This window comes from Pseudomonas sp. QD4 (genome assembly GCF_049199125.1).
Classification (GTDB): Bacteria; Pseudomonadota; Gammaproteobacteria; order Pseudomonadales; family Pseudomonadaceae; genus Aquipseudomonas.
In genome coordinates, this window is the sequence record NZ_JBLZOM010000004.1 from 142,604 (window position 1) to 167,297 (window position 24,694).

Sequence of the window (24,694 nt, forward strand, 5' to 3'; positions counted from 1 at the left end):
AACCGGCCCTGAGGCCGGTTTTTTTATGCGTGACGCGCGGCTTACAGCTTGCCGGCGTTCTCGCTCAGGTAAGCAGCAACGCCTTCTGGCGAAGCGGTCATGCCTTTGTCGCCTTTTTTCCAGTTGGCTGGGCAAACTTCGCCGTGCTCTTCGTGGAATTGCAGAGCGTCGACCAGACGGATCAGCTCTTCCATGTTACGGCCCAGTGGCAGGTCGTTGATGATCTGCGAGCGGACAACGCCCTTGTCGTCGATCAGGAATGCGCCACGGAAAGCCACGCCGCCTTCGGACTCAACGTCGTAGGCCTTGGCGATGTCGTGCTTCATGTCAGCAGCCATGATGTACTGAACCTGACCGATGCCGCCGGCATTGATCGGGGTGTTGCGCCAGGCGTTGTGGGTGAAGTGCGAGTCGATCGAAACCGCGACCACTTCTACGTTACGTGCCTTGAAGTCTGCCATGCGGTGGTCCAGAGCGATCAGCTCGGACGGGCAAACGAAGGTGAAGTCCAGCGGGTAGAAGAACACCAGGCCGTATTTGCCTTTGATGGCCGAGGACAGGGTGAAGCTGTCGACGATTTCGCCATTGCCGAGAACAGCGGGAACGGTGAAGTCAGGGGCTTGTTTGCCTACGAGTACGCTCATTGGATATCTCCTGGTGTGGTCGAATGAAGAGCAAGATCATCCCAGTCTGCCGCGGCTATACGACAACCCGGTGACGCGATCTTGCTGCGTAAGGACCGACCATCATACACCGCGTGTTTGAGCTGTCCTTAATCGTTTTTAGATCTGCTGCTGTGGATGCGTGCAAAACCGCCCGTTTCGATACTAGCCCGCGGGACCGAAAAAAGGCCGTTCGTCAGACTTGTCCGATTCGCTGAAAAACCCCGCCAAACCACTTTGACAATCATTCTCGTTAACATTAAGATCCATCGCAATTGGGCCATAACCAGCGACGGTTCTCACCTTATGTATGTCTGCCTCTGCACTGGCGTCACCGACGGACAAATCCGCGATGCGATCTTTGAAGGTTGCTGCAGCTACCGCGAAGTACGCCAAGCCACCGGCGTCGCCAGCCAATGCGGCAAATGTGCATGCCTGGCCAAGCAGGTCGTGCGGGAAACCCTGACCAAAGTGCAAAGCAGCCAGGCAGCGATTCCCTATCCCGTAGAATTTAATGTCGCGTAAATAACCGTATTTCAAGGAACCGGACTTAGTGTCCGGTTTTTTTATGCCTAGAATTCAATCGCTTAGCGTCATAACGCGGAACACAAACATTCTTATTCCGATTAATTTTCATATATTATTCAATAACTTAGGTTTGACACTCATGATTGCGCAGCTCAGACTCCGCCTTATACACAGCTGATACAGGGCAGGACCCCATCATGAAAGGCGACATTACAGTCATCCAGCATCTCAACAAGATCCTTGCCAATGAGCTGGTCGCGATCAATCAGTACTTCCTGCATGCACGCATGTATGAAGACTGGGGCCTGAACAAGCTGGGCAAACACGAGTACCACGAGTCCATCGACGAGATGAAGCATGCGGACAAGCTGATCAAGCGCATCCTCTTCCTCGAAGGCCTGCCGAACGTCCAGGACCTGGGCAAGCTGCACATCGGTGAACACACCAAGGAAATGCTTGAGTGCGACCTGCGTATCGAGCGCACCGGCCACGCCGACCTCAAGGCAGCCATCGCCCATTGCGAAGTCACCGGCGACTTCGGTAGCCGTGAACTGCTGGAAGATATCCTTGAGTCCGAAGAAGAACATATCGACTGGCTGGAAACCCAACTGGGCCTGATCGACAAAGTGGGTATCGAGAACTATCTGCAATCGCAGATGGGCGAATAACCTTCGCACCGCTCACCACTGTTAAAACGCCCCGCCCTCTTAATCGAGGCGCGGGGCTTTTTATTGCGCGGCTTATTTAGATAAGCCGTAGTTGCGATTGATAACGATATGCGACCCTTTAATTACTTCGCACTTATCAATCACCGCAAAAACAAAAGCCCCGCATGGCGGGGCTTTTATTCGATGGCCTCACGGCCTGCAGCAGCGTAGAAGCTACTGCACCTGCATCAGGCTTCGGTCTTGTTCGCAGCGGCTTTTTCGGCAGCTTCCTTGACCAGGGTCTGCAGCTCACCGTTGGCGAACATCTCGGCCATGATGTCGCTGCCGCCGACCAGTTCACCACCCACCCACAGTTGCGGGAAGGTTGGCCAGTTGGCGTATTTCGGCAGGTTGGCGCGGATTTCCGGGTTCTGCAGGATGTCCACGTAAGCGAACTTCTCACCACAGCCCATTACGGCCTGAGCGGCTTTCGCGGAGAAGCCACACTGTGGGGCATTCGGCGAGCCTTTCATGTAAAGCAGAATGGTGTTGTTGGCAATCTGCTCTTTAATAGTTTCGATGATATCCATGGAACACCTCGGCTGAACTTTCCGACTCTGTTGTCGGCACGGTGGCGCATTGTAACGGAAAGCCGAGCGCCATGCTCGGTCTCCCCGACAGACACCTCAAGCAGCCTGCACCTTGACCGGCACGCCGTTGAGCGCCGCATTCCCCGATAATTCGTCGAGTTGCCGCTCATCGGTCAGGTCGTTGGCGCTGGAGCCCGGCTGCTCGCTGGCGATGCTCATGTGCACGCCAGGCCGCGCATGCCCCCAACCGTGAGGCAGGCTGACCACCCCCGGCATCATCTCGCTGCTGGCCAGCACTTCAACTTCAATCATCCCGACCCGCGAGCTGACCCGCACTCGTTGCCCGTCGCTGAGACCACGACTGGCCAGGTCATCGGGGTGCATCAGCAACTGATGGCGCGGCTTGCCCTTCACCAGCCGGTGATAGTTGTGCATCCATGAATTATTACTGCGTACGTGGCGCCGCCCGATCATCAGCAATTCATCGACCGGGGGCGCCTGCAACGCGGCAAAACGCTCCAGATCAGCCAGAATCGCCGCCGGGGCGGCTTGCACCCGCTGGTTCTCGGTCTTCAGGCGCTGCGCCAGGTTCGGCTTGAGCGCCCCCAGATCAATGCCATGAGGATGATGGGCCAGGGTCGCCAGGGAAAGCTGGTACGTCGAGTCATCACCGTAGCAACCGCCTCGCAGCCCCCGATCGATCATCTGCGCCGGCGCCACGGTGGGCTTGAGCGACTGGCCGCTGTGGGTAGCAAAAGCCTGAGCCAGGCCGACGAAGATCTCCCAGTCATGCAGCGCACCCTCGGGCTTGGGCAAAATGGCCTGGTTGAAACGGCTCACATTGCGCACCGCGAACATATTGAAGGTGGTGTCGTAGTGATCGTTCTCCAGGGCCGATGTGGAGGGCAGGATCAAGTCCGCGTAGCGCGTGGTTTCGTTGATGTACAAATCGATGCTGAGCATGAACTCCAGGCCGCCCAGCGCCTGCTCCAGTTGCCGGCCATTGGGCGTGGACAGCACCGGATTGCCGGCAATGGTGATCAGCGCCCGGACCTGGCCCTCACCTTCGGTCAGCATCTCCTCGGCCAGTGCCGATACCGGGAACTCGCCACCGTATTCAGGCCGTCCGGAAACCCGGCTTTGCCAGACGTTGAAGTGCCCGCCCGAGGTCGATGCCACCAGGTCCACCGCCGGCTCCGTGCACAGCGCACCACCAACCCGATCGAGGTTGCCAGTGACCAGGTTGATCAATTGCACCAGCCAATGGCACAAGGTGCCGAACGCCTGGGTCGAGACCCCCATGCGCCCGTAACACACGGCTTTGTCCGCGGCCGCAAAGTCCCGCGCCAACTGGCGGATCTGCAAGGCTGGCACGGCGCACAGCGGGCTCATGGCCTCGGCGCTGAAGCCGGCGATGGTTTCGCGCACCTGGTCCAGGCCGTCCACCGGCAAATGGCTGGGGCGAGTCAGGCCCTCATCGAACAAGGTATGCAACATCCCGAACAGCAGCGCGGCATCGCCTCCCGGGCGCACGAACAGGTGCTGATCGGCGATGGCGGCGGTTTCGCTGCGCCGCGGATCGACCACCACCACTTTGCCACCTCGGGCCTGGATCGCCTTCAGGCGCTTCTCCACATCCGGCACGGTCATGATGCTGCCGTTGGAGGCCAACGGGTTGCCGCCCAGGATCAGCATGAAGTCGGTGTGGTCGATGTCCGGAATCGGCAGTAACAGGCCGTGGCCGTACATCAGGTAACTGCTCAGGTGATGGGGCAATTGGTCGACCGAGGTCGCGGAAAAACGGTTACGGGTTTTCAGCAGGCCGAGAAAGTAGTTGCTGTGGGTCATCAACCCATAGTTGTGCACGCTGGGATTGCCCTGATAGGTGGCGACGGCGTTGTTGCCGTGGCGCTGCTGGATCGCCGCCAAGCGCTCGGCCACCAGGGCAAACGCCGCGTCCCACGCGATTGGCCGCCACTGGTCACCCACCCGCTGCATGGGCTGGCGCAGGCGATCAGGATCATCCTGGATGTCTTGCAGGGCCACTGCCTTGGGGCAGATATGGCCGCGACTGAAGCTGTCGTCCTTGTCGCCCTTGATCGACGTGATCCTGATCGCGGCGCCTTCGGCCTGGGTGGTTTCAATGGTCAGGCCGCAGATGGCTTCACACAAATGGCAGGCACGGTGATGGAGAGTCTTGGTCATGGCCAGTCTCTATTGTATTCAGGGCAGCCAGCGGGCCGCGGAAACAAAACTATGGCGCTGCGGGGTGCCCAGCGCCAGGGAGAGGTGTCCTGTGAATCGCAGGGCATCAGGCCTGCCGATAACCGCCGACGCTCAGTTGGAAGGCAAGCCGGGAGGGCCCTGGGCGGTGATCTGTGCCACGTTGAGCAGCGGGTCCGGCTCGACCTGCTGACCGCCGAGCTCAGCCAGCAGGCGCCATTGCTCGTCCAGGCCGGCACTGATGTTCATCATCCGATCGATCATCTGCCGCGCCGCATTGCGTGTGACATCGTCCTCGCTACGCAGCAACTCGAACGACAGGGTGGTCATGGACGCCGTCATGTCCGTCAACGCCCGTGCCGTCAGCCCCAACAGCGCCATCAGTTGTTGTTCCTTTGTCTGCATTGCCAACACTTCCCTGTCGCTGTTGCGCAGTTATAACTCCAGCACTTTGCATTAGGAAATATTTCAGAGTGCAGGCCCAGTGAATGCTGCCGGAAAACCCCTCGCCCGACAGGTCAGAAAACGACCGGGATCACGCCGCGCCCGCCCTGCTTGATTGCCAAGCGGCGTGGGGGCAGTGTACAAATGGCCGGCTGCTGTCAGGAAACAGGCTTCAAAAGCGCTACCGCACTCGCACCGTAGCCTCTCTGAAATCCCCTAAACGCCGTAGCACTATTGGTAAGACGCGACATTTAATTATAAGATCGCGCCTTCCCCTATTTCGTCGCCCCGTGCGGCTTTCGCCGCAGGTCTCGCCCGTTTTTCAAATAAACAAGGCTTTGAGTATCTGCGGTCTGTTGCAAAAAGGTAGTTAATGATGAGCGCAAGGCACTTTCTCTCCCTGATGGATTGCACGCCCGAAGAGCTGGTCAGCGTGATTCGTCGAGGCATCGAGCTGAAGGACCTGCGTAACCGCGGCGTACTGTTCGAGCCATTGAAAAACCGCGTGCTCGGAATGATTTTCGAGAAGTCGTCGACCCGTACCCGTCTTTCATTCGAAGCCGGCATGATCCAGCTCGGCGGCCAGGCCATCTTCCTGTCCCCGCGCGACACCCAACTGGGTCGCGGCGAGCCCATCAGCGATTGCGCGATCGTCATGTCGCGCATGCTCGATGCGGTGATGATCCGTACATTCGCCCATAGCACCCTGACCGAGTTCGCGGCCAACTCCCGCGTGCCGGTGATCAACGGCCTGTCCGATGACCTGCATCCCTGCCAGTTGCTGGCCGACATGCAAACCTTCCTCGAACACCGCGGCTCGATCCAGGGCAAGACCGTGGCCTGGATCGGCGACGGCAACAACATGTGCAACAGCTATATAGAGGCGGCGATCCAGTTCGACTTCCAGTTGCGCATCGCCTGCCCTGAAGGCTACGAGCCCAACCCGCACTTCCTGGCCCAGGCCGGCGATCGCGTGACCATCGTCCGCGATCCGAAAGACGCCGTGCGCGGCGCCCACCTGGTGAGCACCGACGTCTGGACCTCCATGGGCCAGGAAGAAGAAACCGCCAAGCGCCTGAAGCTGTTCGCCCCGTTCCAGGTCAACCGCGCCCTGCTCGACCTCGCGGCCGAGGACGTGCTGTTCATGCATTGCCTGCCGGCGCACCGCGGTGAAGAAATCAGCCTCGACCTGCTGGACGATGCCCGTTCAGTGGCTTGGGACCAGGCCGAAAACCGCCTGCACGCACAAAAGGCCCTGCTCGAATTTCTGGTCGAGCCGGCGTACCACCACGCATGAGCCAGCCATTACTGCTAAACCTGCGCAATCTCGCCTGCGGCTACCAGGATCAACGGGTCGTCCAGAACCTCAACCTGCACCTGAACGCCGGTGACATCGGTTGCCTGCTCGGCTCGTCCGGCTGCGGCAAGACCACCACCCTGCGTGCGATTGCCGGGTTCGAACCGGTGCACGAAGGCGAGATCCAGCTCGCCGGCGAGACCATTTCCAGCGCCGGTTTCACCCTGGCCCCGGAACGTCGTCGCATCGGCATGGTGTTCCAGGACTACGCCCTGTTCCCACACCTGTGCGTGGCGGACAACATCGCCTTCGGCATCCGCAAGCACCCGCAGAAAGAGCGAGTGGTCGAGGAGTTGCTGGAGCTGGTCAACCTGAAGAACCTCGGCAAGCGCTTCCCCCACGAGCTGTCTGGCGGCCAACAGCAACGCGTGGCCCTGGCCCGAGCCCTGGCGCCGGAACCGCAATTGCTGCTGCTCGACGAGCCCTTCTCCAACCTCGACGGCGAGCTGCGCCGCAAGCTCAGCCATGAGGTGCGCGACATCCTCAAGGCCCGTGGCACCAGCGCGATTCTGGTGACCCATGACCAGGAAGAAGCATTCGCCGTCAGCGATCACGTCGGGGTGTTCAAGGAAGGTCGCCTGGAGCAGTGGGATACGCCCTACAACCTCTACCACGAGCCGCTGACCCCGTTTGTCGCGAGCTTTATCGGCCAGGGCTATTTTATTCGCGGGCAGCTCACGACCCCGGAATCGGTGCAGACCGAGCTCGGCATGCTGCGAGGCAATCGAGCCTATACCTGGCCGGTGGGGGGAGCGGTGGATGTCCTGCTGCGCCCGGACGATATCGTCTACGCCCCGGACAGCACGCTCAAGGCGCGGATTGTTGGCAAGACCTTCCTCGGCGCATCGACCCTGTACCGCCTGCAGTTGCCCACCGGCAGCCAGCTGGAGTCGATCTTCCCGAGCCACGTCGACCACCAGGTCGGGGCGGATGTGGGCATTCGGGTCGCAGCCGAGCACCTGGTGCTGTTCCAGGCCAACGGCAGCACGGCGGCGCAGATGGTCCAGGTCGAAGCCGGGGTCCGTCGCTACAGCACGGCCCACTGACCGCACACCGGCTTGCCGCTATGCAGGCGCCGCCATCGGGCGGCGCCTGCACATTGCCCCTCAGCCCAACAACAATTCGCCGCAGGCCACCAGGGTCGCGTGGCCGCCAATCTTCACCCGCTCCCCTTCCAGCCGACAGAACAACTCCCCACCCCGTTGCGAGCATTGGTAGGCCGTAAGCTCGGTCTTGCCCAGGCGTTCGGCCCAATACGGGATCAGGCAGCAATGGGTCGACCCGGTCACCGGGTCTTCATTGATACCAATCGCTGGCGCAAAAAAGCGCGACACAAAATCATGCTCACGCCCCGCAGCGGTGACAATCACCCCTGGCCACGGCAGTTTGGCCAGGGCGGCCAGATCCGGCTGGCAATCACGCACGGCCTGCTCCGAATCGAGCACCACCAACAGCTCGTTGGCCGCCAGCACCTGCACCGGCTCGCGCCCCAGTGCCTGGGTCAAGGCTGCCAGATCGAGCCCGCTGACCTCGCCCGGCTGGCGACGGGGAAAGTCGAGCCACAGTCGCCCACTGTCGCGGGTGACGCTCAGGGGGCCGGAGCGGCTGAGGAAATCAATGCGTTGCGCCGGCTCCTGATACACCTCGAACAGCACATGGGCACTGGCCAGGGTCGCATGCCCGCACAGCGGGATTTCGGTGAGCGGGGTAAACCAGCGAATGCGCCAACCGGCGTCTTCACGCACCACAAAGGCGGTTTCCGCCAGGTTGTGTTCGGCGGCGATATTTTGCATCAGCACATCGGCTGGCCAGGCCGCCAGGCGATAGACCATGGCCGGGTTGCCGCTGAAGGGGCGGTCGCTGAAGGCGTCGACTTGATGAAACTCGAATTGCATGTGGCTTCTCCATGAACAGGCGACGCGCAGCATGGAGGCCCGCCCCCCGGGGGCGATAGCCACAGAACAGGGGATTTTTCACCATACAGCGCCGGCCTCTCCCCATGGCGTAGCGCCAGTGCCTTCAGGCGCGACCGATATCGGCAAACCTGGCCTGGGTATGCTCCGCCAGCACCGCCGCTGCCAGCTCGACTTCCAACCCACGGCGCCCGGCGCTGACAAAGATGCTCGCAAACGGCTGGGCACTGTTGTCGATAAAGGTCCGCAAGCGCTTCTTCTGCCCCAGCGGGCTGATCCCCCCCAGCAGGTAGCCAGTCGCCCGTTGCGCGGCCGCCGGGTCTGCCATTTCGGCTTTCTTGACCCCTGCGGCCTGGGCCAGGGCCTTGAGATCAAGACTTCCGACGACCGGCACCACCGCCACCAGCAATTCACCCTTTTCACTGCTGGCCAACAGCGTCTTGAACACCTGCGCCGGGTCCAGGCCCAGTTTTTCCGCTGCCTCCAGCCCATAGGAGGCTGCCTTGGGATCATGTTCGTAACTGTGCACCCGATGTTCGGCGCGAACTTTTTTCAGCAGATCCAGTGCAGGGGTCATGGCAGCTCCAAGGGAGGGACAAAGACTAAAAACATGGGCCTCGGATTCTAGGACATCAATCGGCAAAAGGCTCTACCCCGAGGCCCGCCAACCCGGGTCGAAACGATTTTCCCGGGCGTTGGGCGACAGATTGTCCCAGGGGCCAGAGTGCCCTTGTGACGAACATTCACTTGACTGATAACTACAAAATGACTACCGGTTCACTTTCGACCTTTGACAGCAGTGTTTCTTGTCTATATTTTTTCGTTTATGAATATCATGCTGTAGATCGAATGGTGTACCGGCAGTAAGCCGTTATTGGGATGGGGATCCTGATGGTGGTGAAAATCGCGCTTGGCACCCTTAGCCCAAGCGTCAGACAACAACAAAAAACGAGGTTTTCAATGACAACTGCTTTACAACAACCAACGCTCTTCGGCCAATGCACTGCCGAATTCCTGGGCACCGCCCTGCTGATCTTCTTTGGTACGGGTTGTGTTGCCGCGCTCAAGGTGGCGGGTGCCAGCTTCGGCCTGTGGGAAATCAGCATTATCTGGGGGATCGGCGTGAGCATGGCGATCTACCTCACGGCCGGGGTTTCCGGGGCCCACCTCAACCCTGCCGTCAGCATCGCGCTGTGCCTGTTTACCGATTTCGAGAAGCGCAAACTGCCGTTCTATATCCTCGCCCAGGTTGCCGGCGCCTTCTGCGCAGCGCTGCTGGTCTACACGCTTTACAGCAACCTGTTCTTCGATTTCGAACAAAGCCACCAGATGATTCGCGGCTCCCAGGCCAGCCTGGAGCTGGCGTCGGTGTTCTCCACCTACCCGCACCCGGCGCTGTCGACGGCCCAGGCGTTCCTGGTGGAAGTGGTGATCACCGCCATCCTGATGGGGGTGATCATGTCCCTGACCGACGACAACAACGGCCTGCCACGGGGTGCGATGGCGCCCTTGCTGATTGGTTTGCTGATTGCCGTGATCGGCAGCGCAATGGGCCCGCTGACCGGCTTTGCGATGAACCCGGCGCGGGACTTCGGCCCGAAACTGATGACCTTCTTCATGGGCTGGGGTGAAGTCTCCTTCACCGGCGGCCGTGATATCCCATACTTCCTGGTACCGATCTTTGCTCCGATCGTCGGTGCCTGCCTCGGTGCAGCAGCCTATCGCGGGCTGATTGCCCGTCACCTGCCTAGCGCCATTGCTGCTACAAAGGACGCAGAACCGGCCACTGACGGCAAAGTAAGAACTTCTTGAAACCGCGGGCGCGAGATCCTGCCCAAACCGATCTCGCGCCTCACCTCACTTCCTTATTTCGTCCAAGGCAATCGACATGACCGACATTCAGAATAAGAACTACATCATTGCCCTCGATCAGGGTACGACCAGCTCGCGCGCGATCATTTTCGACCGTGACGCCAATGTGGTCTGCACCGCTCAGCGCGAATTCGCCCAGCATTATCCGCAAGCCGGCTGGGTCGAACACGACCCGATGGAAATCTTCGCCACCCAGAGCGCAGTGATGGTCGAGGCCCTGGCCCAGGCTGGCCTGCACCATGACCAGGTCGCTGCCATCGGCATCACCAACCAGCGCGAAACCACCGTGGTCTGGGACAAGAACACCGGCCGCCCGATCTATAACGCCATCGTCTGGCAGTGCCGACGCAGCACCGAGATCTGCCAGCAGCTCAAGCGCGACGGCCACGAGCAATACATCAGCGACACCACCGGCCTGGTCACCGACCCGTACTTCTCCGGTACCAAGCTCAAGTGGATCCTCGACAACGTCGAAGGCAGCCGTGAGCGTGCCCGTGACGGCGAACTGCTGTTCGGCACCATCGACAGCTGGCTGATCTGGAAATTTACCGGCGGCAAGACCCACGTCACCGACTACACCAACGCCTCACGCACCATGCTCTTCAACATCCACACCCTGGAGTGGGATGCCAAGATGCTGGAAGTGCTGGATATCCCGCGGGCCATGCTGCCTGAAGTGAAGTCGTCGTCCGAAATCTACGGCCGCACCAAGAGCGGTATTGCCATCGGCGGTATTGCCGGCGACCAGCAGGCGGCGCTGTTCGGCCAGATGTGCGTCGAGCCGGGCCAGGCAAAAAACACCTACGGCACCGGCTGCTTCCTGCTGATGAACACCGGCGACAAGGCGGTCAAATCCAAGCACGGCATGCTCACCACCATCGCCTGCGGCCCACGGGGTGAAGTGGCATACGCCCTGGAAGGCGCGGTATTCAACGGCGGTTCCACCGTGCAGTGGCTGCGGGACGAGTTGAAAATCATCAACGACGCCCACGACACCGAATACTTCGCCAACAAGGTCAAGGACAGCAATGGCGTGTACCTGGTCCCGGCCTTCACCGGCCTTGGCGCCCCCTACTGGGACCCCTATGCCCGTGGCGCGCTGTTCGGCCTGACCCGGGGCGTGCGGGTTGACCACATCATTCGCGCGGCCCTGGAGTCCATCGCCTACCAGACCCGCGACGTACTCGACGCCATGCAACAGGACTCCGGCGAACGCCTCAAGGCCCTGCGTGTGGACGGTGGCGCGGTGGCCAACAACTTCCTCATGCAGTTCCAGGCCGACATCCTCGGCACCCAGGTCGAGCGCCCGCAAATGCGCGAAACCACGGCACTGGGCGCCGCCTACCTGGCGGGCCTGGCTTGTGGCTTCTGGGGCAGCCTGGAAGAGTTGCGGGGCAAAGCCGTGATCGAGCGCGAGTTCGAACCTGCCCTGGACGAAGCCGCCAAGGAAAAACTCTACGCCGGCTGGAAAAAAGCCGTCAGCCGCACTCGCGACTGGGAACCCCACGAAGGCGCTGAGCAGGCCTGAGGCCGGATTCGCGTCCGGTTGTAACTGGTAGGGAGCAGATTCCTGCGGCATCATGGGCAAATTTTGCACGGCAGCCCAAAGGAAGCCCCATGAATCTGCCTCCCCGTCAGCAGCAAATCCTCGAACTGGTCCGCGAACGCGGCTACGTCAGCATCGAGGAAATGGCTCAGCTGTTCGTTGTTACCCCGCAAACCATCCGCCGCGATATCAACCAATTGGCGGAAGTGAACCTGCTGCGTCGCTATCACGGCGGCGCCGCCTACGACTCCAGCGTCGAAAACACCGCCTATGCCATGCGCGCCGATCAGATGCGCGATGAGAAACAACGCATCGGCGAAGCCATCGCCGCACAAATTCCCGACCACGCCTCGCTGTTCATCAATATCGGTACCACTACCGAGTCCATTGCGCGGGCGCTGCTCAACCACAACCACCTGAAGATCATCACCAACAACCTGCACGTCGCCTCCATGCTCAGTGCCAAGGACGACTTTGACGTGCTGCTGACCGGCGGCACCGTGCGCCGCGACGGCGGTGTGGTGGGCCAGGCCAGCGTCGACTTCATCAATCAGTTCAAGGTCGACTTCGCCCTGGTCGGCATCAGCGGCATCGATGAAGACGGCAGCCTGCTGGACTTCGACTACCAGGAAGTACGGGTCTCCCAGGCGATCATCGCCAACGCCCGGCAAGTGATCCTGGCCGCCGACTCCAGCAAGTTCGGGCGCAACGCCATGATCCGCCTGGGGCCGATCAGCCTGATCGACTGCCTGGTAACCGATCAGCAGCCCGTCCCGGCCCTCGCCCAACTGCTCAGCCAGCACAAGATCCGCCTCGAAGTGGTGTAACCCCTCCCCCAAGCAGCCTGCAACAGCAGGCTTGGCTTTTTCCGCCTGCGCCTGAGCAGTCTCCACGACCGCCTCAAAGCGTCGAACAATGTTCGTATATTTTCCTTTGAGCCCGCTTCGATCAGTTTTTTCAATCGAAGGCGACTGGCTGTGGGCGACTTTATGCGCTAGTATTTTCGGAAATGAACATTAATGTTCGAATTCAAATATCAATTCAAATATTAAAAGAAACCCGAGGCCCGCCGATGCCCACTTCTACCTTGCCCACGCCCCCTCTTGCCGAGGTCTACGATGTTGCCGTGATTGGCGGCGGGATCAATGGAGTCGGGATCGCTGCCGATGCCGCCGGTCGCGGCCTGTCCGTGTTCCTTTGCGAAAAGGACGACCTGGCCAGCCACACCTCTTCAGCCAGCAGCAAGTTGATCCACGGCGGCCTGCGCTACCTCGAACATTACGAATTCCGCCTGGTGCGCGAGGCCCTGGCCGAACGCGAAGTGCTGCTGGCCAAGGCGCCGCACATCGTCAAACCGATGCGTTTCGTGCTGCCGCACCGCCCGCACCTGCGCCCGGCGTGGATGATTCGTGCCGGCCTGTTTCTGTATGACCACTTGGGCAAGCGAGAAAAACTCGCCGGCTCCAAAAGCCTCAAGTTCGGTGCCGACAGCCCGCTGAAAGCGCAAATCACCAAGGGTTTCGAATACTCCGACTGCTGGGTCGATGACGCGCGCCTGGTGGTGCTCAACGCCATGGCTGCCCGGGAGAAAGGCGCCCACGTCCACACCCGGACCCGTTGCGTCAGCGCCCGGCGCAGCAAGGGCCTGTGGCACCTGCACTTGGAGCGCGCCGACGGCAGTCTGTTCTCGATCCGCGCCAAGGCCCTGGTCAATGCGGCCGGGCCGTGGGTCGCCAAGTTCATCAAGGATGACCTGAAGCTGGATTCGCCCTACGGCATCCGCTTGATCCAGGGCAGCCACCTGATCGTGCCCAAGCTCTACGAAGGTGAACATGCGCACATCCTGCAGAACGAAGATCAGCGCATCGTCTTCACCATCCCGTACCTGAATCACTTCACCCTGATCGGCACCACCGACCGCGAATACACCGGCGACCCGGCGAAAGTGACGATCACCGACGGCGAGACGGATTACATCCTTAACGTGGTCAATGCCCACTTCAAGAAACAGCTGAGCCGCGGCGATATCGTCCACACCTATTCCGGCGTGCGCCCGCTGTGCAATGACGAGTCCGACAACCCTTCGGCCGTGACCCGCGACTACACCCTGGCCCTGTCCGGCGCGGCTGAAGAGGCGCCGTTGCTGTCGGTGTTCGGCGGCAAGCTGACCACCTACCGCAAACTGGCCGAGTCGGCACTGGCTCAACTGGCGCCCTATTTCAAGGACATCCGCCCGAGCTGGACGGCCCAGGCGACCCTGCCGGGCGGCGAGGACATGAGCACCCCACAGGCGCTGAGCGAGGCGATCCGCAAGCGGTACGACTGGGTCCCTGGGGAAATCGCCCTGCGCTGGGCCACCACCTACGGCAGCCGCACCTGGCGCCTGCTGGAAGGTGTGCAAGGCCTGAACGACATGGGCGAGCACCTGGGTGGCGGGCTCTACACTCGTGAAGTCGACTACCTGTGCAGCGAGGAATGGGCAGTCAACGCCGAGGACATCCTGTGGCGGCGCAGCAAACTCGGCCTGTTCACCACCGCAGCCGAACAGCAGAAGCTGCGGGACTATCTGGAACAGGTCGAGCAGAACCGCCGCAAGATCGAAGCGGCCTGATCTCCCCGAGTGCTTCACCCCAACCCCCGGCGCCTCACGGCCCGGGGGTTTTGCGTTAGGGGGTGTCAGCCAGACGGTGGATGTTCGGTTTTCCGAACGAACATCCCGCGCGGATTCGGATAACCGGATAATCGCCGCTTCAGAAACCCTGGATAGATATTTAATTCCCTTTTAAATCAGCCTCTTGATCCTTTTATCCTGGCCTGGCACGACTCATGCTCTACACTCTGCGACGAATGCCTGATCGCCAACACATCAGGAGCCGTCAAGGCATTCGCTGTATAAAAGAGCCGTCGAACTGGCTTCATAAAAAAAACAAATGTCGAGGAAATATTGATGCGCATCGTTCCCCACCTGTTGGGCGCAGCTATCGCTGCCGCTCTGATTAGCACTCCAGTTTTCGCAGCCGAACTCACCGGCACACTGAAGAAGATCAAAGAGTCCGGCACCATCACCCTCGGACATCGCGACGCATCCATTCCGTTTTCCTACATCGCGGATGCTTCCGGCGTTCCTGTTGGCTACTCCCACGACATCCAGCTGAAAATCGTCGAAGCCATCAAGAAAGACCTCGACATGCCGGATCTCAAGGTCAAGTACAACCTGGTCACCTCGCAAACCCGTATCCCACTGGTGCAGAACGGCACCGTGGACGTCGAGTGCGGCTCCACCACCAACAACGTCGAGCGTCAGCAGCAAGTTGACTTCTCGGTAGGCATCTTCGAAATCGGCACCCGCCTGCTGGCCAAGAAAGACTCCACCTACAAAGACTTCCCTGATCTGAAGGGCAAGAACGTGGTGACCACCGCCGGCACCACCTCCGAGCGCATCCTCAAGTCGATGAACGCCGACAAGCAGATGGGCATGAACGTGATCTCCGCCAAGGACCACGGTGAATCCTTCAACATGCTGGAAAGCGGCCGCGCCGTTGCCTTCATGATGGATGACGCACTGCTGGCCGGTGAAATGGCCAAGGCCAAGAAGCCGACCGACTGGGCCGTGACCGGTACCGCGCAGTCCTATGAAATCTACGGCTGCATGGTGCGCAAGGGCGATGCCCCGTTCAAGAAGGCGGTCGACGACGCCATCGTGGCGACCTACAAGTCGGGCGAGATCAACAAGATCTACGACAAGTGGTTCCAATCGCCAATCCCGCCAAAAGGCCTGAACCTGATGTTCCCGATGAGCGACGAGCTCAAGGCCCTGATCGCCAACCCGACCGACAAAGCGGCTGACGACAAAAAGTCCTGATTCCTGACTAACCTTACATCCTGAAGGGGCCCCGCCCCTTCAGGAGTCTGTCACTACCTGCTGGCATTTTTTGGAAACACTCGAACCGGTGGTTGTCGAGCCGATCGTGTGTGCCTGATCTTCAACATCAGGCGGGAAAGGATTCTCCCCAAGCGGGTGCTTGTACATCGATCGATCTGAGGGGAGACCCTAATGAATTACAACTGGGACTGGGGCGTGTTCTTCAAGTCCACCGGCGTGGGCAGCGAGACCTATCTCGACTGGTTCATTTCCGGCCTGGGCTGGACCATCGCCATTGCCGTGGTGGCCTGGATCATCGCGCTGACACTGGGCTCGGTGCTCGGGGTCATGCGTACCGTGCCGAATCGCCTGGTATCGGGGATCGCCACGGTTTACGTGGAGCTCTTCCGTAACGTACCGCTGCTGGTTCAGCTGTTTATCTGGTACTTCCTGGTACCCGACCTGCTGCCGCAAAACCTCCAGGACTGGTACAAACAGGACCTCAACCCGACGACGTCGGCGTACCTGAGCGTGGTCGTGTGCCTGGGCCTGTTCACCGCCGCCCGGGTCTGCGAACAAGTGCGTACCGGTATCCAGGCGCTGCCACGGGGCCAGGAATCCGCCGCTCGCGCCATGGGCTTCAAGCTGCCGCAGATCTACTGGAACGTGCTGCTGCCCCAGGCCTATCGGATTATTATTCCGCCGCTCACCTCGGAATTCCTCAACGTCTTCAAGAACTCCTCGGTGGCGTCCTTGATCGGCCTGATGGAATTGCTGGCGCAGACCAAACAGACCGCCGAGTTTTCCGCCAACCTGTTTGAAGCCTTCACCCTGGCCACCCTGATCTACTTCACCCTGAACATGAGCCTGATGTTGCTGATGCGCCTGGTCGAGAAGAAAGTCGCAGTGCCCGGCCTGATCTCCGTGGGGGGTAAATAATGGAATTTGATTTCAGTGGCATCGTCCCGGCCATTCCCGGCCTGTGGAACGGCATGCTGATGACCCTGCAACTGATGGTGCTCGGCGTCGTCGGCGGGATCATCCTGGGTACCATCCTGGCGTTGATGCGCCTGTCCGACAGCAAACTGCTATCGCGGATCGCCGGTGCGTACGTCAACTACTTCCGCTCGATCCCGCTGCTGCTGGTGATCACCTGGTTTTACCTGGCGGTGCCGTTCGTGCTGCGCTGGATCACCGGCGAAGACACCCCGATCGGCGCGTTCACCTCGTGCATCGTGGCGTTCATGATGTTCGAAGCGGCGTACTTCTGCGAAATCGTCCGTGCCGGCGTGCAGTCGATCCCCAAGGGCCAGATGGGCGCCGCCCAGGCATTGGGCATGGGCTATGGCCAGACCATGCGCCTGATCATCCTGCCCCAGGCCTTTCGCAAGATGACCCCGCTGCTGCTGCAACAAAGCATCATCCTGTTCCAGGACACCTCGCTGGTGTACACCGTGGGCCTGGTGGATTTCCTCAATGCCTCGCGCTCCAGCGGCGACATCATCGGTCGCTCCAATGAGTTCCTGATTTTCGCAGGGCTCGTGTACTTCACAATCAGCTTTGCCGCCTCGCTGCTGGTCAAGCGTCTGCAAAAAAGGTTTGCCGTATGATCTCTATCAAGAACATCAACAAGTGGTACGGGGACTTCCAGGTGCTGACCGATTGCAGCACCGAGGTCAAGAAAGGTGAAGTGATCGTGGTGTGCGGGCCGTCCGGTTCCGGAAAATCGACGCTGATCAAATGCGTCAACGCCCTGGAACCGTTCCAGAAAGGCGACATCGTGGTCGATGGCACCTCCATTGCCGATCCGAAGACCAACCTGCCGAAACTGCGTTCGCGGGTTGGCATGGTGTTCCAGCATTTCGAACTGTTCCCGCACCTGACCATCACCGAAAACCTGACCATCGCGCAGATCAAGGTCTTGGGCCGCAGCAAGGAAGAAGCCACCAAGAAGGGCCTGCAACTGCTTGAGCGCGTCGGCCTTTCCGCCCACGCCCACAAACACCCCGGCCAACTCTCCGGCGGCCAGCAGCAGCGTGTGGCGATTGCCCGTGCGCTGGCGATGGACCCGGTGGTCATGCTGTTCGACGAACCGACCTCGGCGCTGGACCCGGAGATGGTCAACGAAGTGCTCGACGTCATGGTGCAACTGGCCCACGAAGGCATGACCATGATGTGCGTCACCCACGAAATGGGCTTCGCCCGCAAAGTGGCGGATCGGGTGATCTTCATGGACCAGGGCAAAATCATCGAAGACTGTCAGAAAGAAGAGTTCTTCGGCGACATCAGTGCCCGTTCCGAACGTGCGCAGCATTTCCTCGAGAAAATCCTGCAGCACTGAAACCTTGGCGCTTCCCTTGCCCGTGTGGCGAGGGAGTTCGCCCCCGCGGGGTCGCACAGCGGCCCCAGGACCTGCAACCGCGCTGTGCCTGACACACCGCGATTACCGGTTTTACGACTGCTTCGCAGCCGAGCGGGAGCATGCTCCCTCGCCACGGGTTCCGCGCTCGACTGGAAACCAGAGCAGGCCCCTCGCCATGCTGGTTGACCCAAGGCATCTGTGATGAAATGCGACCCCACTCTCTATCGCGCCGCGCCGCCATCACTCGCCGTGAAACCTCGCCTGATTCGCCAACTGTTCCTGCCGCCACTGATCATTTTGCTGATGATCGGCCTGGGGTATGCCGGCTTTTGGATCAGTGAGCACAACGGGGTCCGCAGCCTCAGCGAAAACGGCGAGCGGCAGCTGGAACTGCACGCCCGCGCCGTCGAAAGCGAGATCAGCAAATACACCTACCTGCCCAGCCTGCTGGAACTGGAATCCAGCGTTTCCCGGCTGCTGGAAGACCCGACGCCCGAACACCGGCAAACGGTCAATGATTACCTCGAAGGCCTGAACCGGCGCAGCCGCAGTCGGGCGATCTACGTGATGGACACCACTGGCCGGGTGCTGGCCACCAGCAACTGGCGGGATGTCGATAGCTACCTGGGTGAAGACCTGTCATTTCGCGCGTATTTCCAGAACGCCGTGCGCGGCCAGCCCGGACGTTTCTACGGCATCGGCAGCACCAACGGCGAGCCGGGCTACTACCTGGCCCATGGCCTGGAGGCCCAGGGCAAGATCATCGGCGTGGCCGTGGTCAAGGTCCGCCTCGAAGCCCTGGAAGAGCGTTGGCAGCGAGCACGCCTGGAAGCCTTTGTCAGCGACGAGAACGGCATCATCATCCTCTCCAGCGACCCGGCGCGGCGGCTCAAGTCGGTCCGTCCCCTGAGCGATGAAACCAAGGAGCGCCTGGCCCGCAGCCTGCAGTACTACTGGTTCCCGCTCAACGAACTGGAACCCCTGGCCCGCGAACGCCTGGCCGAGGGCGTGGAAAAACTGACCTTCCCGGCCAACACCGAACTGGTCTCCGACGAACAGGAAATCAGTTACCTGTCCCAGACCCGGCCCCTGAGCGACACACCGTGGAATTTCACCCTGCTCACCCCGTTGCAGGACCTGCGCCGCGAAGCCATCAATCAGGGCATCCTGGTGGCGGTGGCCTTTGCCCTGGTGGCGTTCCTGCTGATCGCCTGGAACGAACGGCGCAAGGTGATCGCCACCCGCCTGGCCGCCCGTGAAGCGCTGCAGGAAGCCAACAATCAGCTGGAGCGTCGGATTACCGAACGCACCGCCGACCTGCGTGCCAGCAACGAACGGCTCAAGGGTCAGATCCGCGAACGACGCCAGGCCGAAGAGACCCTGCGCCGCGCCCAGGACGAACTGGTGCAGGCCGGCAAGCTGGCGGCCATCGGCCAGATGTCCACCAGCATCGCTCACGAACTGAACCAGCCGCTGGCGGCGCTGCGCACCTTGTCCGGCAACACCGTGCGCTTCCTGGAACGGGGAGCCCTGGACACCGCCAGCGCCAACCTCAAGACCATCAATGAATTGATCGATCGCATGGGCCGCATCACCGCCAGCCTGCGCTCCTTCGCCCGGCGCGGTGACGACCAGGGCGAAGCCAGCCTGGGCAAGGCGGTGGACGCGGCCCTGCAACTGCTCAACGCGCGTATCGAACCACTGCCACTGGCCCTGCGCCGTCACTTCAGCGACGTTCAGGTACAAATCGACCAGACGCGCCTGGAGCAGATTCTGGTCAACCTGATCGGCAATGCCCTGGACGCCATGCAGGCGCAACCGGCGCCCGAGCTGTGGCTGGAAGGCGAACAGGTCGACGATAAATACCGCCTGCGGGTGCGTGACAACGGCCACGGCATCGACGCCGAGGCGCGCAAGCACCTGTTCGAACCCTTCTTTACCACCAAGCCGGGTGAACAGGGCCTGGGCCTCGGCCTGACCCTGTCGGCCAGCCTGGCCGCGGCCACCGGCGGCAATCTGGGTGTCGAGCACCCGGCCACCGGAGGCACCGCCTTCGTCCTCAGCTTGCCCCTGGTAAGCCCCACTCGAGCCGAGCCGCTATGAACCACGACCTCACCGTGCTGATCGTCGAAGACGACCCCCATGTCCTGCTGGGCTGCCAACAGGCCCTCGGCCTGGAGGACATCCCCTGCATCGGCGTCGGCAGTGCCGAGGACGCCCTGGCCCAGGTCGGCGAGAACTTTCCCGGCATCGTGATCAGTGATATCCGCCTGCCGGGTATCGACGGCCTGGAGCTGCTGACCCGCCTCAAGGCGCGCGATCGCAGCTTGCCAGTGGTACTCATCACCGGGCACGGCGATATCTCCATGGCGGTGGGCGCGATGCAGAAAGGCGCCTACGACTTCATGGAAAAACCCTTCTCCCCCGAGCGCCTGGTGGACGTTGCGCGCCGCGCCCTGGAACAGCGGGGCCTGGCTCGGGAAGTGTCCTCGTTGCGCCGGCAGCTGGCCGAGCGCGACTCCCTGGAAGGCCGGATCATCGGCCGCTCACCGGCCATGCAGAACCTGCGCGAGCTGATCGCCAACGTCGCCGACACCTCGGCCAACGTATTGATCGAAGGCGAGACCGGCACCGGCAAGGAACTGGTCGCGCGCTGCCTGCATGACTTCAGTCGACGTCACGCTCACCAGTTCGTCGCGCTGAACTGCGGCGGCCTGCCGGAGAACCTGTTCGAAAGCGAGATCTTCGGCCACGAAGCCAACGCCTTCACCGGCGCCGGCAAGCGACGCATCGGCAAGATCGAGCACGCCCATGACGGCACGCTGTTCCTCGACGAAGTGGAAAGCATGCCGATCAACCTGCAGATCAAGCTGCTGCGGGTCTTGCAGGAGCGCACCCTGGAACGCCTGGGCTCGAACCAGAGCGTGGCCGTGGACTGCCGGGTGATTGCCGCGACCAAGTCCGACCTCGATGAGTTGAGCCGCGCCAACCAGTTTCGCAGCGACCTGTATTACCGGCTGAATGTGGTGACCCTGGAGCTGCCGCCCTTGCGCGAGCGGCGCGAGGACATCCTGCAGTTGTTCGAGCACTTTTTGCAGCAGTCGTCGCTGCGTTTCGACCGCGCGGTGCCGGAGCTGGACAACCAGACCGTATCGATCCTGATGAGCCACGACTGGCCGGGCAACGTGCGTGAGCTGCGCAACGTCGCCGAGCGCTTCGCCCTGGGCCTGCCGGTGTTCAAGAAATCCGGCAGCCACCCGGCCCAGGGCCTGGGCTTTGCCGAAGCGGTGGAAGCCTTCGAGCGCAATCTGCTGGGCGATGCCTTGCAGCGCAGCGGCGGCAACCTGACCCAGGCCAGCCAGGAACTGGGCATGGCCAAGACCACGCTGTTCGACAAGGTCAAGAAGTACGGCCTGAGCCACTAACCCGACCCAAGCGAGATATACCTGTGGATCTATTGCTCAAAGCTGCACTAGGCGCTGGCGTGGTGCTGATCCTGGCCGCCCTGGCGAAAACCCGGAATTACTACATCGCCGGGTTGGTGCCGCTGTTTCCGACCTTCGCCCTGATCGCCCATTACATCGTCGGCAAGGGCCGTTCGGTGGAAGACCTGAAGACCACCATCGTCTTTGGCATGTGGTCGATCATTCCGTACTTCGTGTACCTGGCGACGCTGTACGTGATGGTCGACCGCCTGCGCCTCGAAGCCTCCCTGGCCGTGGCCGCCGTGGCCTGGCTGATGGCCGCGACGGTCCTGGTCAGCGTCTGGGTCCGCCTGCACGCCTGACCTGTCGCCGCTGCCGAGCCCGCGAGGCTGCGCTGGCCGGACCTGGCGCCCCTCATCTGCCTGACACCCCCTCGGCGTTCATCCGGGCCTGCGGCAGCGGCTACGGTCCAGGCGCGCGTTCGAACGTGGCCCGGTCTTTGCAATTACCGTGGAAAGCCCGGCCGGTCTGCGTTTCAGCGCTGGCGGGGCGCTGCCATGGGTAAATCACACGTTGAATATTTTAGATCTCGACCACAGCCTGACCGCCCAGGAGGCCGTCACGCGACGCTTGGAAAACGGTCAGGCGCGGCGCCTGGACCTGCTGGACCTGGGCCCGAAACTGCGGCTCTGGTCCACCGAGCGCACCTACCGGCGCTTCACCGAACGCCTGGGCCAGCGGCCCGCGCATAACGGGCCGCAGCCGGAAATCTTCTTTGTCGGCTCCGGCGACTACCACCATCTGACCCCGGCCTTTCTCGCCAACCTGAAGGAGCCGGTGAGCCTGATCCACTTCGATAACCACCCCGACTGGGTGCGACTGGCCCCGCGTCGGCACTGCGGCTCCTGGGTCAACCGCGCGCTGCAAATGCCCCACATCCAGCGCATCGTCACCCTGGGGCCGTGCAGCGAGGACCTCGACAGCCCGCAACTGCGCGGCGGCAACCTGGGCGCGTTGCGCCAGGGCAAGCTGCAGCTGTTTCCCTGGCAGCATGCGCCGTCCAAGGTCTGGGGCCGGATCGGCGATGGCGCCGGGCACCAGCAGCGGGAAAACCATCTGCACTGGCACAACCTGGTGGACCAGGACTGGCCCGGTTTCATCGCTCAGATGATCGCCGGCCTGCCCACCGAGGCGGTCTGGATCACCATCGACAAAGACGTGCTGGCCAGTGAAGACGCCGCGACCAACTGGGACCAGGGCGGCATGCGCCTGAGCCACTTGTTGCAGGCGCTGCGCCTGCTGGCCGAGGGCAAACGGGTTCTGGGCATCGATGTCTGCGGCGAATTTGCCGCGCCGGCCTTCAGCAACGCCCTCAAGCGCTGGGAAGCCACATCCGACCAACCGCCTGTCGAACGCTGGAGCCAGGCCGACCTGCTGCGCAACTCGGTGACCAATGAAGCGCTGATGAGCCTGTTCGAGGAGTTGTACCCGTGACCTTGACCGTTGTTCTGCTGGTGGCCTTTTCCATCGTCCTGGATGTGATCGGCCAACTCTGTTTCAAGCTCGGCCTGGACCGCCTGCCCGAACTCGAAGGCGGCTTTCGCCTCAATGCGTTCTGGGGCCAGGTATTCAATGCGCCCCTGCTCTGGTGCGGGATCGGCGCCTATGTGATCGAGTTTTTCGTCTGGCTCGAAGCCTTGTCCCGCGCGCCCCTGAGCCTGCTGTTTCCAGCCGCGGCCCTGGCCTATTGCGGCGTGGTCCTGGCCGGCAAGGTCATCCTCGGTGAACACGTCAGCCGGCGGCGCTGGCTCGGCACCCTGGTGATCACCCTGGGCGTGATGCTGGTGTGCATCGCCAGTACCTGAGCCTCTATTCACGATTGAAAGGAACCCTACATGACTTCAACCACCTCATCCGGCTGGCTCCACGAGCGCCTGGGCACCGTGGTGCTCTGGGCCCTGCTGATCGGCTTTGAAAGCGCCGGGCAGATCGCGACCAAGGTGGCCGGCGACCAACTGGGACAGATGGACTTCACCCTGCAATGGCTGCTGGCGGTGGCCGCCAACCCTGGGATCCTGCTGGCGATCGCCTGTTACATCGGCGCCTTTTTCGTCTGGATGCTGATTCTGCGACGCAGCAGCCTGTCCCTGGCCTTCCCCTTGAGTTCACTGGTGTTCGTGGTGGTACTGCTCGGCTCCTGGCTGGGCCTGGGTGAGCAGATCAGCCTGCTGCACTGGGTCGGCGTACTGGTGATCATCGGCGGGATCGCCCTGCTGGCCGAGGGCGAGGCAAGCTGAAACGACGCTGGCCGCAGCCAGCACGTTTCAGAATTTGTAGCTGATTGCGGTCTGCACCTGGCCCTGATTGACCTGGCCCTTCTCGCGCACGATGCTGCTGTCCGCCGCCGAATGGGTCAGGCGAATCCAGCTGGCACTGGTCATCAGCGACCAGTCGCCGCCCAGGGGGATTTGCAGGTTCTGGGTCAGGGTCACGTTCTGCAAACCGCCACTGGCGTTGTACGGCGCGATGCCGGAGGCCTGGGCCTCGTCGCCACTGACCCCGAAAAAAGTCTGGGCCTGACGCCCATCGGCAAAGTGTGCGGTCAGGTTATTGCTGCCAATAATCCCGGCACCCAGCGGGTAACCGATCTCGCCACCGACCTTGCCCAGCACCCCGCCCTGACCATCGCCTCCCGCCACCGCGTGGCCGAGGAAGGCGAACACGCGCCAGAAATCGTCCGGCGCATACTCGATAAAACCCCCAACGTCGGCCATGTTCGGTACGTCTCGCAGGCCGCGCAGCGAGCCGTTGGCGTTACGCCCTGGCAGGTAATTGATATACGGCCCGGCGCTGAAACCGTTGGCCGACAGAGCATCCCAGGTCAGGCCGTCATCGGTGTCGAGGCTGACCGAACCCCAGTCCAGGTCGAAGTACGGCAATGGCACGCTTTCATAGCGACTGCCGCTTGGGTCGTGGGGCTGGTAGCCGACGCCCAGCCCGACCTGTCCGGTGATGCCGTCGTCGGCCAGGGCTGTGGAGCCCGCCCCCAACGCCAGCAGGCCGGCGAACAGGGCAGAACGTGTGAACCTGGGCATGGGTGCATTTCCTTGTCTGAACATGCGCGCATCAATCCCTAGACGTCGGTGTCTGCGCAAGCACTGATATTGTTTGTAGCAAGCTACAAAAATTGTAGCTACAAAGCTGAAAAACAGCCCAGACCGCCGCCGCAAGCCCAGCCCTGCTGGGTTTTCTCCAGTTGGCAC

Annotated in this window: 25 protein-coding genes; 18 read left to right on the top strand and 7 right to left on the bottom strand. The window is 61.6% G+C overall.

Annotation, left to right across the window (positions count from 1 at the left end):
• Nucleotides 1-41: 41 nt before the first annotated feature.
• Nucleotides 42-644 (bottom strand): peroxiredoxin, encoded by a 603-nt coding sequence (locus ACOZJV_RS23635; RefSeq protein WP_421548636.1) that lies wholly within the window; start codon nt 642-644, stop codon nt 42-44.
• 324 nt (nt 645-968) lie between these two features.
• Between ACOZJV_RS23635 and ACOZJV_RS23640 the strand changes: the two genes are divergently transcribed.
• Together ACOZJV_RS23640 and bfr are read left to right on the top strand one after the other, a co-directional pair.
• Nucleotides 969-1,187 (top strand): bacterioferritin-associated ferredoxin, encoded by a 219-nt coding sequence (locus ACOZJV_RS23640; RefSeq protein ID WP_020298581.1) that lies wholly within the window; start codon nt 969-971, stop codon nt 1,185-1,187.
• A gap of 200 nt (nt 1,188-1,387) precedes the next feature.
• Nucleotides 1,388-1,858, top strand: coding sequence for a bacterioferritin (bfr, locus tag ACOZJV_RS23645; RefSeq protein WP_020298580.1), 471 nt, complete (start codon nt 1,388-1,390; stop codon nt 1,856-1,858).
• Nucleotides 1,859-2,085: 227 nt separating this feature from the next.
• On the opposite strand, the gene grxD is transcribed toward bfr, so the two are convergent.
• The 3 genes from grxD to ACOZJV_RS23660 form a co-directional block, all read right to left on the bottom strand.
• Complete coding sequence (gene grxD / locus ACOZJV_RS23650) at nt 2,086-2,427, bottom strand: Grx4 family monothiol glutaredoxin (protein ID WP_020298579.1); 342 nt, start codon at nt 2,425-2,427, stop codon at nt 2,086-2,088.
• Nucleotides 2,428-2,523: 96 nt separating this feature from the next.
• Nucleotides 2,524-4,632 (bottom strand): molybdopterin oxidoreductase family protein, encoded by a 2,109-nt coding sequence (locus tag ACOZJV_RS23655; protein ID WP_421548637.1) that lies wholly within the window; start codon nt 4,630-4,632, stop codon nt 2,524-2,526.
• Nucleotides 4,633-4,764: 132 nt separating this feature from the next.
• Nucleotides 4,765-5,055 carry a hypothetical protein gene (locus ACOZJV_RS23660; protein WP_421548638.1) on the bottom strand — a complete coding sequence of 97 codons (291 nt, stop codon included), beginning with the start codon at nt 5,053-5,055 and terminating at the stop codon, nt 4,765-4,767.
• Between the two features lie 415 nt (nt 5,056-5,470).
• On the opposite strand from ACOZJV_RS23660, the gene argF reads away from it, so the two are divergent.
• Together argF and ACOZJV_RS23670 are read left to right on the top strand one after the other, a co-directional pair.
• Entirely contained in the window at nt 5,471-6,391 is a 921-nt protein-coding gene (gene argF / locus ACOZJV_RS23665) for an ornithine carbamoyltransferase (protein ID WP_020298576.1), read from the top strand.
• Nucleotides 6,388-7,497, top strand: coding sequence for an ABC transporter ATP-binding protein (locus ACOZJV_RS23670; protein WP_078471932.1), 1,110 nt, complete (start codon nt 6,388-6,390; stop codon nt 7,495-7,497). Before argF ends, ACOZJV_RS23670 begins: the two co-directional genes overlap by 4 nt.
• A gap of 60 nt (nt 7,498-7,557) precedes the next feature.
• Here ACOZJV_RS23670 and ACOZJV_RS23675 read toward each other — a convergent pair whose 3' ends face one another.
• Nucleotides 7,558-8,346 (bottom strand): PhzF family phenazine biosynthesis protein, encoded by a 789-nt coding sequence (locus ACOZJV_RS23675; protein WP_421548639.1) that lies wholly within the window; start codon nt 8,344-8,346, stop codon nt 7,558-7,560.
• A gap of 124 nt (nt 8,347-8,470) precedes the next feature.
• Nucleotides 8,471-8,941, bottom strand: a complete 471-nt coding sequence (gene ybaK, locus ACOZJV_RS23680; RefSeq protein ID WP_020298573.1) for a Cys-tRNA(Pro) deacylase — start codon at nt 8,939-8,941, stop codon at nt 8,471-8,473.
• Nucleotides 8,942-9,324: 383 nt separating this feature from the next.
• On the opposite strand from ybaK, the gene ACOZJV_RS23685 reads away from it, so the two are divergent.
• The 14 genes from ACOZJV_RS23685 (at nt 9,325) to ACOZJV_RS23750 (ending at nt 23,728) form a co-directional block, all read left to right on the top strand.
• Nucleotides 9,325-10,176: an MIP/aquaporin family protein gene (locus ACOZJV_RS23685; protein ID WP_020298572.1), complete on the top strand. Its 852-nt coding sequence runs from the start codon at nt 9,325-9,327 to the stop codon at nt 10,174-10,176.
• Between the two features lie 76 nt (nt 10,177-10,252).
• Nucleotides 10,253-11,764, top strand: coding sequence for a glycerol kinase GlpK (gene glpK / locus ACOZJV_RS23690; protein ID WP_078471934.1), 1,512 nt, complete (start codon nt 10,253-10,255; stop codon nt 11,762-11,764).
• 89 nt (nt 11,765-11,853) lie between these two features.
• Complete coding sequence (locus ACOZJV_RS23695; protein WP_020298570.1) at nt 11,854-12,609, top strand: DeoR family transcriptional regulator; 756 nt, start codon at nt 11,854-11,856, stop codon at nt 12,607-12,609.
• Nucleotides 12,610-12,854: 245 nt separating this feature from the next.
• Nucleotides 12,855-14,393 carry a glycerol-3-phosphate dehydrogenase gene (gene glpD / locus ACOZJV_RS23700; RefSeq protein WP_421548640.1) on the top strand — a complete coding sequence of 513 codons (1,539 nt, stop codon included), beginning with the start codon at nt 12,855-12,857 and terminating at the stop codon, nt 14,391-14,393.
• A gap of 336 nt (nt 14,394-14,729) precedes the next feature.
• The gene (locus tag ACOZJV_RS23705; protein WP_020298568.1) at nt 14,730-15,644 is read left to right on the top strand and encodes a glutamate/aspartate ABC transporter substrate-binding protein; all 915 of its coding nucleotides are present in this window, start codon (nt 14,730-14,732) and stop codon (nt 15,642-15,644) included.
• A 192-nt stretch (nt 15,645-15,836) separates the two neighbouring features.
• On the top strand, nt 15,837-16,583 hold the full coding sequence (locus ACOZJV_RS23710) for an amino acid ABC transporter permease (RefSeq protein ID WP_020298567.1): 747 nt from the start codon (nt 15,837-15,839) through the stop codon (nt 16,581-16,583).
• Nucleotides 16,583-17,254, top strand: coding sequence for an amino acid ABC transporter permease (locus ACOZJV_RS23715; RefSeq protein ID WP_078471936.1), 672 nt, complete (start codon nt 16,583-16,585; stop codon nt 17,252-17,254). The genes ACOZJV_RS23710 and ACOZJV_RS23715 overlap by 1 nt, the downstream gene beginning before the upstream one ends.
• The gene (locus ACOZJV_RS23720) at nt 17,251-17,985 is read left to right on the top strand and encodes an amino acid ABC transporter ATP-binding protein (protein WP_020298565.1); all 735 of its coding nucleotides are present in this window, start codon (nt 17,251-17,253) and stop codon (nt 17,983-17,985) included. Before ACOZJV_RS23715 ends, ACOZJV_RS23720 begins: the two co-directional genes overlap by 4 nt.
• A 222-nt stretch (nt 17,986-18,207) precedes the next feature.
• Entirely contained in the window at nt 18,208-20,109 is a 1,902-nt protein-coding gene (locus tag ACOZJV_RS23725; protein WP_421548641.1) for a sensor histidine kinase, read from the top strand.
• Nucleotides 20,106-21,431, top strand: coding sequence for a sigma-54-dependent transcriptional regulator (locus tag ACOZJV_RS23730; protein ID WP_078471938.1), 1,326 nt, complete (start codon nt 20,106-20,108; stop codon nt 21,429-21,431). The genes ACOZJV_RS23725 and ACOZJV_RS23730 overlap by 4 nt, the downstream gene beginning before the upstream one ends.
• 32 nt (nt 21,432-21,463) lie before the next feature.
• Nucleotides 21,464-21,793: a GlpM family protein gene (locus tag ACOZJV_RS23735; RefSeq protein ID WP_178102975.1), complete on the top strand. Its 330-nt coding sequence runs from the start codon at nt 21,464-21,466 to the stop codon at nt 21,791-21,793.
• A gap of 211 nt (nt 21,794-22,004) precedes the next feature.
• Nucleotides 22,005-22,925, top strand: coding sequence for an arginase (locus tag ACOZJV_RS23740; protein ID WP_421548642.1), 921 nt, complete (start codon nt 22,005-22,007; stop codon nt 22,923-22,925).
• Nucleotides 22,922-23,296 carry an EamA family transporter gene (locus ACOZJV_RS23745; protein ID WP_078471940.1) on the top strand — a complete coding sequence of 125 codons (375 nt, stop codon included), beginning with the start codon at nt 22,922-22,924 and terminating at the stop codon, nt 23,294-23,296. The genes ACOZJV_RS23740 and ACOZJV_RS23745 overlap by 4 nt, the downstream gene beginning before the upstream one ends.
• A 30-nt stretch (nt 23,297-23,326) precedes the next feature.
• Entirely contained in the window at nt 23,327-23,728 is a 402-nt protein-coding gene (locus ACOZJV_RS23750; RefSeq protein WP_078471941.1) for an EamA family transporter, read from the top strand.
• Between the two features lie 27 nt (nt 23,729-23,755).
• Here the strand turns inward: ACOZJV_RS23750 and ACOZJV_RS23755 are convergent, their stop codons facing one another.
• Nucleotides 23,756-24,526, bottom strand: coding sequence for a MipA/OmpV family protein (locus ACOZJV_RS23755; RefSeq protein WP_421548643.1), 771 nt, complete (start codon nt 24,524-24,526; stop codon nt 23,756-23,758).
• Nucleotides 24,527-24,694 lie beyond the last annotated feature (168 nt).

Bases quoted from the DNA above. Each gene is read 5' to 3' on its own strand.
- glpK (WP_078471934.1), top strand. From the start codon at position 10,253: ATGACCGACATTCAGAATAAGAACTACATCATTGCCCTCGATCAGGGT.
- ACOZJV_RS23685 (WP_020298572.1), top strand. From the start codon at position 9,325: ATGACAACTGCTTTACAACAACCAACGCTCTTCGGCCAATGCACTGCC.
- ACOZJV_RS23720 (WP_020298565.1), top strand. From the start codon at position 17,251: ATGATCTCTATCAAGAACATCAACAAGTGGTACGGGGACTTCCAGGTG.
- ACOZJV_RS23730 (WP_078471938.1), top strand. From the start codon at position 20,106: ATGAACCACGACCTCACCGTGCTGATCGTCGAAGACGACCCCCATGTC.
- ACOZJV_RS23705 (WP_020298568.1), top strand. From the start codon at position 14,730: ATGCGCATCGTTCCCCACCTGTTGGGCGCAGCTATCGCTGCCGCTCTG.
- ACOZJV_RS23635 (WP_421548636.1), bottom strand. From the start codon at position 644: ATGAGCGTACTCGTAGGCAAACAAGCCCCTGACTTCACCGTTCCCGCT.
- ACOZJV_RS23695 (WP_020298570.1), top strand. From the start codon at position 11,854: ATGAATCTGCCTCCCCGTCAGCAGCAAATCCTCGAACTGGTCCGCGAA.
- argF (WP_020298576.1), top strand. From the start codon at position 5,471: ATGAGCGCAAGGCACTTTCTCTCCCTGATGGATTGCACGCCCGAAGAG.
- ACOZJV_RS23750 (WP_078471941.1), top strand. From the start codon at position 23,327: ATGACTTCAACCACCTCATCCGGCTGGCTCCACGAGCGCCTGGGCACC.
- ACOZJV_RS23660 (WP_421548638.1), bottom strand. From the start codon at position 5,055: ATGCAGACAAAGGAACAACAACTGATGGCGCTGTTGGGGCTGACGGCA.
- ACOZJV_RS23640 (WP_020298581.1), top strand. From the start codon at position 969: ATGTATGTCTGCCTCTGCACTGGCGTCACCGACGGACAAATCCGCGAT.
- ACOZJV_RS23725 (WP_421548641.1), top strand. From the start codon at position 18,208: ATGAAATGCGACCCCACTCTCTATCGCGCCGCGCCGCCATCACTCGCC.
- glpD (WP_421548640.1), top strand. From the start codon at position 12,855: ATGCCCACTTCTACCTTGCCCACGCCCCCTCTTGCCGAGGTCTACGAT.
- ACOZJV_RS23715 (WP_078471936.1), top strand. From the start codon at position 16,583: ATGGAATTTGATTTCAGTGGCATCGTCCCGGCCATTCCCGGCCTGTGG.
- bfr (WP_020298580.1), top strand. From the start codon at position 1,388: ATGAAAGGCGACATTACAGTCATCCAGCATCTCAACAAGATCCTTGCC.
- ACOZJV_RS23655 (WP_421548637.1), bottom strand. From the start codon at position 4,632: ATGACCAAGACTCTCCATCACCGTGCCTGCCATTTGTGTGAAGCCATC.
- ACOZJV_RS23675 (WP_421548639.1), bottom strand. From the start codon at position 8,346: ATGCAATTCGAGTTTCATCAAGTCGACGCCTTCAGCGACCGCCCCTTC.
- ACOZJV_RS23755 (WP_421548643.1), bottom strand. From the start codon at position 24,526: ATGCCCAGGTTCACACGTTCTGCCCTGTTCGCCGGCCTGCTGGCGTTG.
- ACOZJV_RS23710 (WP_020298567.1), top strand. From the start codon at position 15,837: ATGAATTACAACTGGGACTGGGGCGTGTTCTTCAAGTCCACCGGCGTG.
- ACOZJV_RS23670 (WP_078471932.1), top strand. From the start codon at position 6,388: ATGAGCCAGCCATTACTGCTAAACCTGCGCAATCTCGCCTGCGGCTAC.
- grxD (WP_020298579.1), bottom strand. From the start codon at position 2,427: ATGGATATCATCGAAACTATTAAAGAGCAGATTGCCAACAACACCATT.
- ybaK (WP_020298573.1), bottom strand. From the start codon at position 8,941: ATGACCCCTGCACTGGATCTGCTGAAAAAAGTTCGCGCCGAACATCGG.